Origin of the sequence: Streptomyces sp. NPDC058157, assembly GCF_042884105.1 — a bacterium.
Taxonomy (GTDB): domain Bacteria; phylum Actinomycetota; class Actinomycetes; order Streptomycetales; family Streptomycetaceae; genus Streptomyces.
This window is the reverse complement of sequence record NZ_JBHVUQ010000229.1, coordinates 1-10,220: the sequence shown is the minus strand read 5'-3', so window position 1 is coordinate 10,220 and position 10,220 is coordinate 1. Positions and strand designations below refer to the sequence as shown.

9 protein-coding genes and 1 pseudogene are annotated in these 10,220 nt (G+C 71.9%); 3 read left to right on the top strand and 7 right to left on the bottom strand.

The features are described 5' to 3' along the window. Nucleotides 1–102, top strand: a pseudogene (locus ACFVXK_RS33535) (ATP-binding protein); the annotation flags it as partial. Between the two features lie 144 nt (nt 103–246). Here ACFVXK_RS33535 and ACFVXK_RS33530 read toward each other — a convergent pair. Further along, nucleotides 247–435, bottom strand: a complete 189-nt coding sequence (locus ACFVXK_RS33530; RefSeq protein ID WP_358892743.1) for an acyl-CoA carboxylase subunit epsilon — start codon at nt 433–435, stop codon at nt 247–249. A 24-nt stretch (nt 436–459) separates the two neighbouring features. Beyond that, nucleotides 460–2,043: an acyl-CoA carboxylase subunit beta gene (locus tag ACFVXK_RS33525; protein WP_389619425.1), complete on the bottom strand. Its 1,584-nt coding sequence runs from the start codon at nt 2,041–2,043 to the stop codon at nt 460–462. Between the two features lie 250 nt (nt 2,044–2,293). Here ACFVXK_RS33525 and ACFVXK_RS33520 point away from each other — a divergent pair, with 250 nt between their 5' ends. Then, nucleotides 2,294–2,914, top strand: a complete 621-nt coding sequence (locus ACFVXK_RS33520; RefSeq protein ID WP_389619422.1) for a YceI family protein — start codon at nt 2,294–2,296, stop codon at nt 2,912–2,914. Between the two features lie 19 nt (nt 2,915–2,933). On the opposite strand, the gene ACFVXK_RS33515 is transcribed toward ACFVXK_RS33520, so the two are convergent. Beyond that, entirely contained in the window at nt 2,934–4,304 is a 1,371-nt protein-coding gene (locus tag ACFVXK_RS33515) for a hypothetical protein (protein ID WP_389619419.1), read from the bottom strand. Nucleotides 4,305–4,412: 108 nt separating this feature from the next. Here ACFVXK_RS33515 and ACFVXK_RS33510 point away from each other — a divergent pair, with 108 nt between their 5' ends. Continuing rightward, on the top strand, nt 4,413–4,775 hold the full coding sequence (locus ACFVXK_RS33510; protein WP_389619416.1) for a hypothetical protein: 363 nt from the start codon (nt 4,413–4,415) through the stop codon (nt 4,773–4,775). 13 nt (nt 4,776–4,788) lie between these two features. Here the strand turns inward: ACFVXK_RS33510 and cimA are convergent, their stop codons facing one another. The 4 genes from cimA to ACFVXK_RS33490 all read right to left on the bottom strand — a co-directional run bounded on the left by cimA (nt 4,789) and on the right by ACFVXK_RS33490 (nt 10,157). Further along, on the bottom strand, nt 4,789–6,411 hold the full coding sequence (gene cimA, locus ACFVXK_RS33505) for a citramalate synthase (RefSeq protein WP_389619413.1): 1,623 nt from the start codon (nt 6,409–6,411) through the stop codon (nt 4,789–4,791). A 292-nt stretch (nt 6,412–6,703) separates the two neighbouring features. Then, complete coding sequence (locus ACFVXK_RS33500) at nt 6,704–7,357, bottom strand: TetR/AcrR family transcriptional regulator (protein WP_389619410.1); 654 nt, start codon at nt 7,355–7,357, stop codon at nt 6,704–6,706. A 39-nt stretch (nt 7,358–7,396) separates the two neighbouring features. Further along, nucleotides 7,397–8,443, bottom strand: a complete 1,047-nt coding sequence (locus ACFVXK_RS33495; RefSeq protein WP_389619407.1) for an agmatine/peptidylarginine deiminase — start codon at nt 8,441–8,443, stop codon at nt 7,397–7,399. 31 nt (nt 8,444–8,474) lie between these two features. Next, nucleotides 8,475–10,157: an urease subunit alpha gene (locus ACFVXK_RS33490; RefSeq protein ID WP_389619428.1), complete on the bottom strand. Its 1,683-nt coding sequence runs from the start codon at nt 10,155–10,157 to the stop codon at nt 8,475–8,477. Between the last annotated feature and the right edge of the window lie 63 nt (nt 10,158–10,220).

The window sequence follows — 10,220 nt, the reverse complement described above, 5'->3', positions numbered from 1 at the left end:
CCCGACGCCCCCATCATCACCACCGACGCCCGCCACCGCGGCGACGCCAAGAGCGCACTCATCACCCTCGTCGAACACGCCCTCATGGCACGGCTGCGGTAACCGGAGCGCACCTGCGAAAGGCCCCCGTGCCCTGGGCACGGGGGCCTTCGCCGTACCCGTCGTACGTCCCGCCTCTGCCCGTGCGCACGGCGAAGGCCCCGCACCGTGGACGGTGCGGGGCCTTCGGACGCTTGGCGCTGCTGCTCAGCCCTGCCAGCTGTGCGGGGCCTGGAAGCCGCGGCTGCGCTCCAGCCGGCGCCAGCCGGCGGTGGAACGGCGGGTGGGGGCGGCCTCGTCAGGGGTGGCGGCGGCGCGGGCGAGCAGGATCGCGGTGATCGCGGCCAGCTCCTCGGGCGCGGCGTTGCCCTTCTCTACCTTCAGCAGGGTGCTCATCGGTGGCAGGTCTCCTCAGCTCGTTTACTGCGGCGGGTTGCCGTGCTTGCGAGACGGCAGATCGGCGTGCTTGGTGCGGAGCATCGCGAGGGCGCTGACGAGCACCGCGCGGGTCTCGGCGGGGTCGATGACGTCGTCCACGAGGCCGCGCTCGGCCGCGTAGTACGGGTGCATCAGCTCGGCCTTGTACTCCTTGACCATCCGGGCCCGCATGGCCTCGGGGTCCTCGGCGTCCGCGATCTGCTTGCGGAAGATCACGTTGGCCGCGCCCTCCGCGCCCATGACGGCGATCTCGTTGGTGGGCCAGGCGTAGGTCAGGTCGGCGCCGATGGACTGGGAGTCCATGACGATGTACGCGCCGCCGTAGGCCTTGCGCAGGATCAGCGAGATCCGCGGGACCGTGGCGTTGCAGTACGCGTACAGCAGCTTGGCGCCGTGGCGGATGATGCCGCCGTGCTCCTGGTCGACGCCCGGCAGGAAGCCGGGGACGTCCAGCAGCGTGATGATCGGGATGTTGAAGGCGTCGCACATCTGGACGAAGCGCGCGGCCTTCTCGGACGCGTGGATGTCCAGGACGCCGGCGAGGTGGCCGGGCTGGTTGGCGATGATGCCGACGACCTGGCCGTCCATCCGCGCCATGGCGCAGATGATGTTGCGGGCCCAGCGCTCGTGGATCTCCAGGACGTCGCCGTCGTCGACGAGCTCCTCGATGACCTTGAGCATGTCGTACGGGCGGTTGCCGTCCGCGGGGACCAGGTCCAGCAGGACGTCCGAGCGCCGGTCGACCGGGTCGGTGTTCTCGTGGACCGGGGGGTTCTCGCGGTTGTTCGAGGGGAGCATCGTGATGAGGTAGCGGACCTCGGCGATGCAGGTCTCCTCGTCGTCGTACGCGAAGTGCGCGACGCCGGAGGTCTCGGCGTGCACGTCGGCGCCGCCGAGGCCGTTCTGGCTGATCTCCTCACCGGTGACGGCGCGGACGACGTCGGGGCCGGTGATGAACATCTGCGAGGTGTCCCGGACCATGAACACGAAGTCCGTCAGGGCCGGGGAGTAGGCCGCGCCGCCGGCGCAGGGGCCCAGCATGACCGAGATCTGCGGGATGACGCCCGAGGCCTTGGTGTTGCGCTGGAAGATGCCGCCGTAGCCGGCGAGGGCGGAGACGCCCTCCTGGATACGGGCGCCGGCGCCGTCGTTGAGGGAGACCAGCGGGGCACCGGCCGCGATGGCCATGTCCATGATCTTGTGGATCTTGGTGGCGTGGGCCTCGCCCAGGGCGCCGCCGAAGATGCGGAAGTCGTGCGCGTAGACGAAGACCGTGCGGCCCTCGACCGTGCCCCAGCCGGTGATGACGCCGTCGGTGTAGGGCTTCTTCGCCTCCAGTCCGAAACCGGTCGCCCGGTGCCGGCGGAGCTGCTCGACCTCCCGGAAGGAACCTTCGTCGAGCAGGAGCGCGATGCGCTCGCGGGCGGTCAGCTTGCCCTTGGCGTGCTGCGCCTCGGTCGCGCGGTCGCTCGGGCCGCGCCGGGCCTCCTCGCGGAGGGAGTGCAGCTCGGCCACGCGCCCGCGGGCGTCCGTCGGCTCGCTCGGGGTCTGGTCCACAACGGTCATGTACCGACCTTACGAAGCCGGGCCCGCAAAACCCTCCGTTGGTTCCACACAGTCTCGGGCCCTTCCGGCTGTGCGGGCCGGACAGAACCTCCGATGCATGCATGGACTCCCCCAGTGGGGACCTTCGGCCTTTGTGGAGGTCCTACAAATCCACGCCCGAACGGGTGATGTAGTTGAAATTTGAACGGAATGGCTCTAGCGTTGCTCTTGTTGAACTTTGAACCAACCGCAGACTCCCCAGGAGGACGTCATGGCTCTCTTCTCCCGCCGCACCCGCACCGCCGCCCCCGCCCCGCAGGGCGCCGTCGCCACGCTCGACGTCGACCCCGCGCTCGCCGCGCTCACCGGTGACTACGCCATCGACCCGGCCCACAGCAGCATCGGGTTCACCGTGCGCCACGCGATGGTGACCAACGTCCGCGGCTCCTTCGCCAGGCACGAGGGCACGCTGCACCTGGACGGCGCCGACCCGTCGCGCTCCACCGCCTCGATCGACGTGGAGATCGCCTCGGTCGACACCGGTATCGCCGACCGCGACGCCCACCTGCGCAGCGGCGACTTCTTCGACGCCGAGGCCTTCCCCAAGATGACGTTCCGCTCGACCTCGGCGGCGGCCGTGGGCGGCGACACGTACCGCGTCACCGGTGAGCTGACCATCAAGGACGTCACCCGTCCGCTCTCCATCGACCTGGAGTTCGCCGGCTCGGCCACCGACGTGTACGGCAACGAGCGCGTCGGCTTCGAGGGCTCGGCGGAGATCCTGCGCTCCGACTGGGGCCTGACCTGGAACGCCGCGCTGGAGGCCGGCGGCGTGATGGTCAGCGACAAGGTCAAGCTGACCTTCGACATCTCGGCGATCAAGCAGGCCTGACCGGAGCCCCCGGGGGCGGCTACCAGCCGCCCCCGCCGTCGAATCCCCCGCCTCCCCCGTCGAAGCCGCCCCCGCCGCCGAAGTCCCCGCCGCCGAAGTCGGACGGGTTGAAGTCGGCCCCGGAGACGTCTCCCCCCTCGAACCCTCCCCCGCCGATCCCGCCGCCGAAGTCGGCGGCGTAGGCCGGGCCGGACATCATCGACCCCAGCATCGTGCCGACGAGCAGGCCGGGCAGCATGCCGCCGCCGAAGTAGCCGCCCGCCCAGGGCCCGTACGCCGGGCCGGCGTCGTAGTAGGGGCGCGGGCCGTACTCGGTGTCCACGGTGCGCACCGCCGGGTCCAGGCCGTCCCGCAGCCGTACGGCGTCCGCCGCGCAGACCGGCACCGTACGGGCAGCCCCGCCGGGCGGGGCCCACTGCGCGTCCTCGGTGCTCGGCCCGTGGCGCGGGTCGAAGAAGCAGGGCGCCCGCCGCTCCGGCACGGGCTCGCCGCGCCGCCGCGCGTCGAGGCACGCGAGGGCGTACCGGCCGTCCTCCAGTGCCTGGGTCACGCCCTGGACCTCCTCGGGCCGCTGGACCGAGGCCATGATCTGCTTGGCCCGTTCGTAGGAGTCGAGCCCCCGCTCGTAGTCCTTGCGCATGGCGTCGTCCGCGCCGGGCTCGCCGGGGTGGAAGTCGAGCCGTTCGAGTTCCTCGCCGAAGGCGGTGATGTCCTCGTCGACGACCACGCTCAGCCGTGCGACGGCCTCCCGCCGGGCCTCTTCCTTCCTCTTGCGGTTCCGCTTGACCAGCAGGTAGCCGCCCCCGCCGCCGAGCACGGCCACCGCGCCGAGGGCGATCAGCGTCCCGGCCCCGGAACCGCCGCTGCTGCTGCCGCCGCCCCAGGAGGCCGGGGCGTGGCCCTTCATCTGCGGGAGGGCCTGGTCGACGAAGTTGTTCAGCTCGGTCGCGGCGTCCACCGTCCCGCCCGCCTTCACCGCGTCGGTGAGGTTGCGGACGGCGTTGCGCGGCATGACGACAGGGTCGGCCCCGGCGTTGAAGCCGTCGCCGAGCCGGATGGCGTAGAGCCCGGTGACACCGGTCTCGGTGCGGACCGTGCGCAGCACGCTGTCGGCGGGGAAGGCGGAGGTGGCGGGCAGCACGGCGACGAACAGCGGCTTCCCGGCGGCCTTGATCTTCGCGGCCAGGGCGTCCGCCTGCGTCTGCGACAGCTGCGCGGCCGCCCCGGGGTCCACGTAGACCGGCCCCTTCTTGAGCGCCTCCGCCACGGCGGCGGTCCCACCGTCGGCGGCGACGGCCTGCGGGGCACCGCCCAAGAGCCCCACGGGCAGGGCCAGCAACAGCCCGGACAGCACCGCTGCCACGCGTACGGAGATCAGCCTGGTCCTCATACCGACGACGCTACCCGAACCGCCCCTTTCCCGTGTGAGCCGGACATAAGCCCGTTCCACCCCCACCGGACCGCGCACCGCCTACGCTCCCGGTCGGGGGGTGGGCCGATGCGGCGCGCGTGGGGTGCGGTGGTCCTGGTACTGGCCGGAGCCGGGTTGCTCTCCGGCTGCTCGGCGGCGGGCGGCGGCGGTTGGTCGGCCGTCGTCTCTCCGGTCGCCCCGGGTGCGGTCTCGTTCCCGCTGTTCTCCCCGCCCGCCACCTGGAAGGTGGACAGGCCGGACCACGTGCGGCGCCTCACACCAGGGCGGTGGTACAGCCTGGGCTTCCATGCCCCGGGGTTCGCCGACTACAGCGGTTTCGTCCACTTCAGGGCCGCGGACCTCGCCGGGCTCGAGCCCGGCGAGGTGTGGGCCGACGGCAGGGCCATGTCTCCGAAGAAGTTCCGCGAGCTCGTCGCGGACAAGTGCTGAACCGGCGCCGGAACTACTCGGCCGGTTCGACGCCCGCGTGGAGGAGGCCGTAGGTGTAGGCGTCCTCCAGGGCCTGCCAGGAGGCGGCGATGACGTTCGGGGCGACGCCCACCGTGTTCCACTCGCGGGTGCCGTCCGTGGTGGAGATCAGGACGCGGGTCGTGGACTCCGTGCCGTGCTTGCCCTCCAGGATGCGGACCTTGTAGTCGATCAGCTCGAACTTGGCCAGCTGGGGGTAGAACCGCTCCAGGGCGACCCGCAGGGCCCGGTCCAGGGCGTTGACCGGGCCGTTGCCCTCGGCCGTGGCGACGATGCGCTCGCCCTTGGCCCACAGCTTGACCGTGGCCTCGTTGGCGTGGGTGCCGTCCGGGCGGTCCTCGACGATCGCGCGCCAGGACTCCACGCGGAAGTACCGCCGGGCCCGGCCCTCGGCCTCGGCGCGCAGCAGCAGCTCGAAGGAGGCGTCGGCGGCCTCGTACGTGTAGCCCGCCAGCTCCCGCTCCTTGACCCGCTCGACCACGCGGGCGATCAGCGCGCGGTCCCCGCCGAGGTCGACGCCGAGCTCCTTGCCCTTGAGCTCGATGGAGGCGCGGCCGGCCATGTCGGAGACCAGCATGCGCATGGTGTTGCCGACGCGCTCGGGGTCGATGTGCTGGTACAGGTCGGGGTCGACCTTGATCGCCGAGGCGTGCAGGCCCGCCTTGTGCGCGAAGGCCGAGACGCCGACGTACGGCTGGTGGGTGGAGGGGGTGAGGTTGACGACCTCGGCGATGGCGTGCGAGATGCGGGTCATCTCGGCGAGCGCGCCCTCGGGGAGGACCGTGCGGCCGTACTTGATCTCCAGGGCGGCGACGACGGGGAAGAGGTTGGCGTTGCCGACGCGCTCGCCGTAGCCGTTCGCGGTGCACTGGACGTGCGTGGCGCCCGCGTCGACGGCGGCGAGGGTGTTGGCGACGGCGCAGCCGGTGTCGTCCTGGGCGTGGATGCCCAGGCGGGCGCCGGTGTCGGCCAGGACGGTGGCGACGACGGCGGTGATCTGCGCGGGCAGCATGCCGCCGTTGGTGTCGCAGAGGACGACCACGTCGGCGCCGGCCTCGTGCGCGGTGCGCACGACGGACTTGGCGTATTCGGCGTTCGCTCGGTAGCCGTCGAAGAAGTGCTCGCAGTCGACGAAGACGCGGCGGCCCTGGGAGACCAGGTGGGAGACGGTGTCGCGGACCATCTCCAGGTTCTCGTCCAGGGTGGTGCGCAGGGCGAGCTCGACGTGCCGGTCGTGGGACTTGGCGACCAGGGTGATCACCGGCGCGCCGGACTCCAGGAGGGCGCGGACCTGCGGGTCCTCGGCCGCGGAGCCGCCGGCGCGGCGGGTGGCGCCGAAGGCGACGAGCTGGGCGTTCTTGAAGTCGATCTCGGCCCGCGCGCGGGCGAAGAACTCGGTGTCACGGGGGTTGGCGCCGGGCCAGCCGCCCTCGATGAAGCCGACTCCGAACTCGTCCAGGTGCCGGGCGATGGCCAGCTTGTCCGCGACCGTGAGGTTGATGCCCTCACGCTGGGCACCGTCGCGCAGGGTGGTGTCGAAGACGTGGAAGGCGTCGTCGAGTGCCGCTGCCGGCGCAGTCGCCTCTGTCGTCGTCATGCTGATCTGACTCCTGTCGGATGAGTGGTTCCGGAGACCGGGGATCCACTGCCCCCATCATCGCGCGCTGCCCGTTTCCGGCATGATTTGGGCCGGTAAACGAAAAGACCCCTCGCGGGTGCGAGAGGTCTGCGCGCGGGTCTGAGGCACGGTGGCCGCTGCCGCGGAGGTTTTCCACGGTTCAGCGGTCACAGAGGACCGGCGCGCTGCTGTCCATAATCATGAGCTGAGCAGACACGCCCGCAGTGTGTCACAAGCTCCGGCGTCCCTGGACGCCGGTCTCAGCATGCGGTCATCCACCGTCCGGCAGGCGGCCCGCCGCCGGGAACGCCTGGGCGGCGAGGGTCTGGGTGAGGAATTCCCGTACGTGTTCCAGGATGTCCTCGCGCCCTATGCCGGGCAGGCCGACGGCCACCTGGATGCTGAACCCGTCGAGCAGGGCCCGCAGCCGGGCCGCGAAGCGGTCGGGGTCCACCGCACGGAACTCCCCGCGCGAGATGCCCTCGGCGAGGAGGGCGACCAGGTCGCGGTGCCAGGCGCCCTCGATGGCGGCCTGCCGGTCGCGTTCGGCCGGGCCCGCGTTCTGGGAGCGGTTCCAGACCTCCAACCACAGGGTCCAGTGCGGGTCCCGGGCGCCGTCGGGCACGTAGAGGTCCACGTACGCGCGCAGCCGCTCGCCCGCGCTCTCGCGGCGCGAGAGCAGGGACCGGCGCCGGGCGCCGAGTTCCGCCTCGCTCCACTCCAGGGTCTGCAGCAGGAGCTCGTCCTTGCTGCGGAAGTAGTAGAGGAGGTGGCCGCTGCTCATGCCGACCTGCCGGCCGAGGCCGGCCATGGTCAGCCCGTCGAGGCCGCGCTCGGCGATCGTGGCCATGGCGGCGACGAGTACGTCCTCGCGCGGGGGCGCGTTCTTGCGCGCCGCCCGTACCGGTACTCCGCCCGCCGCCATGGTCACTCCTTCGTCAGGTCACGAGAGCCGCCTCGGGTGTCAGACCTTCGGCTGCTGCTGGGTGATGCAGTGGATACCGCCACCCCCGGCGAAAATCGTACGTGCGTCAACGAGGGTCACGGTCCGCTCGGGGAACAGTCCGCGGAAGATCTCGGCCGCCTCCTCGTCGCGCGGGTCGTCGAAGGCGCACAGCACCACGCCGCCGTTGCAGAGGTAGTGGTTGATGTACGAGTAGTCCACCCATTCGCCGTCCTCCTCCAGCACGGTCGGCGCCGGGATCTCCACGACCTCCAGCTGCCGGCCCTGCGCGTCGGTGGAGGCGCGCAGGATGGCGGCGATGGTCTTGCAGCGCTCGTGGTCCGGGTGGGCCGGGTCGGGCTGGGTGTGGACCATGACCACGCCGGGGCGGGCGAAGGCGGCGACGATGTCGACGTGGCCCTGGGTGCCGTAGGTGCCGTAGTCGCCGGCCAGGCCGTAGGGCAGCCAGATCGCCTTGGTGGTGCCGAGGTGGGCGTGGATCTCCCGCTCGACCTGCTCGCGGGTCCAGTCGGGGTTGCGGCCCTTGCCCAGCTGCACGGTGTCGGTGAGGAGCACGGTGCCCTCGCCGTCGACGTGGATGGCGCCGCCCTCGTTGACCAGCGGGGTGCTGAAGGTGCGGGTGCCGACGATGTCGGAGATGTGCCGGGCGATCTTGGAGTCGTGGTCCCAGCGGGCCCATTCCTGGGCGCCCCAGCCGTTGAAGGTCCAGTCGACGGCGGCCAGCTCGCCGGCGTCGTTGGTGACGAAGGTGGGGCCGATGTCGCGCATCCAGGCGTCGTCGAGGTCGCGCTCGACCAATTCGACGTCGTCGCCGACGACCGCGCGGGCGCTGTCGGCGTCGCCCGGGGAGACGACGAGGGTCACGGGCTCGTACGCGCGGACGGCGCGGGCGACGGCGCCCCAGGCCTGGCGGGCCTCGGCGAGCTCCTGCTCGTTGGTGAAGGTGGGGTTGGGGCTGGGCCAGGCCATCCAGGTGCGCTCGTGGGGGGTCCACTCGGCGGGCATCCGGAAACCGTGGGCGGCGGGCTTGGCGGGCTGTTCAGTCATGGGAGGTCCTTAGGCTTACGGGCTGTGCCGTCTACAGGAAGTACAGGCGGTTGAGGGAGACCGATTCGGCCGCTTCGGAGCGCAGCGGTTCCCCGTCGAGGGAGACGAGTCCGCTGCGCGCGTCCACATCGACCGCGCCCACCCGGGAGTTGAGGAGCATGTCCTTGGGGCCGATGCCGCGGGTGCCGCGCACGGCGACGCGGCGGCGGCGGGTCGGCATCTCGTCGGAGCCGAGGGCGGCGGCGGCCGCCGAGACGAAGGCCACGGAGATGTCGGCGGCCGTGGCCCCGTAGGAGCCGAACTGCGGGCCGAGGACCAGCGGTTCGCAGGTGTCGGTGGCGGCGTTGGGGTCGCCGGTGACGCCGTAGGCCGGGAAGCCGGACTTCAGGACGAGCTGGGGCTTGGCGCCGAAGAACTGGGGGCGCCACAGGACGATGTCGGCGAGCTTGCCGATCTCGATGGAGCCGATCTCGTGGGCCAGGCCGTGGGCGATGGCCGGGTTGATCGTCAGCTTGGCCATGTAGCGCAGGACGCGGGCGTTGTCGTCGCCCTCGCCGTCGCCCTCCAGCGGGCCGAGCTCGCCCTTCATCTTGGCGGCCATGGCGAAGGTGCGGCGGATGGTCTCGCCGGCGCGGCCCATGCCCTGGGCGTCGGAGGAGGTGATGCCGATGGCGCCCAGGTCGTGCAGGACGTCCTCGGCCCCCATCGTCCCGGCGCGGATCCGGTCGCGGGCCATGGCGGCGTCGCCGGGGAGGTCCGGCTTGAGGTCGTGGACGGAGACGATCATGCCGTAGTGCTCGGCGACCGCGTCCCGGCCGAAGGGCAGGGTCGGGTTGGTGGAGGAGCCGATGACGTTCGGCACGCCCGCCATCTTCAGGACGTTGGGGACGTGTCCGCCGCCGCAGCCCTCGATGTGGAACGCGTGGATCGTGCGGCCCTCCAGGACACGGAGGGTGTCCTCGACGGAGAGGCACTCGTTGAGGCCGTCGCTGTGCAGGGCCACCTGCACGTCGTGCTCCTCCGCCACGCGCAGGGCGGTGTCCAGGGCCCGGGTGTGGGCGCCCATGTCCTCGTGGACCTTGAAGCCGGAGGCGCCGCCCTCGGCCAGGGCCTCCACCAGGGGCGCGGCGTCCGAGGAGGAGCCGCGGGCGAGGAAGCCGATGTTCACCGGCCAGGCGTCGAAGGCGTTGAAGGCGTGCTTGAGCGCCCAGGGCGAGTTCACGCCGACGCCCCAGACGGGGCCGAACTCCTGCCCGATGACGGTGGTGACGCCCGCGGCGAGCGAGGCCTCCATGATCCGCGGGGAGAGCAGGTGGACGTGGGTGTCCACGGCTCCGGCGGTGGCGATCAGGCCCTCGCCGGAGACGATGCTGGTGCCGGTGCCGACGACGACGTCCACCCCGTCGAGGGTGTCCGGGTTGCCCGCGCGGCCGATCGCGTGGATGCGGCCCTCGCGGATGCCGATGGAGACCTTCTTGATGCCGAGGACGGCGTCGATGACCAGGACGTTGCTGATCACCACGTCGCAGGTCTCGCGGACGGCGGCGCCCTTGAGGTGCAGGCCGTCGCGGGCGGTCTTGCCGAAACCGGCCAGGAACTCGTCCCCGGGCTTCTGGGCGTCGTGCTCGACGCGGACGGTCAGCCCGGAGTCGCCGAGGCGGACCCGGTCCCCGGCGCGGGGGCCGAAGACGGAGGCGTACTCGTGCGGGTCGATGTGCCGGCTGCCGGGGGCGCAGTGCGCGCTGTGGTCGGTGTGGGGGGTCTGGCGGCTCACGCC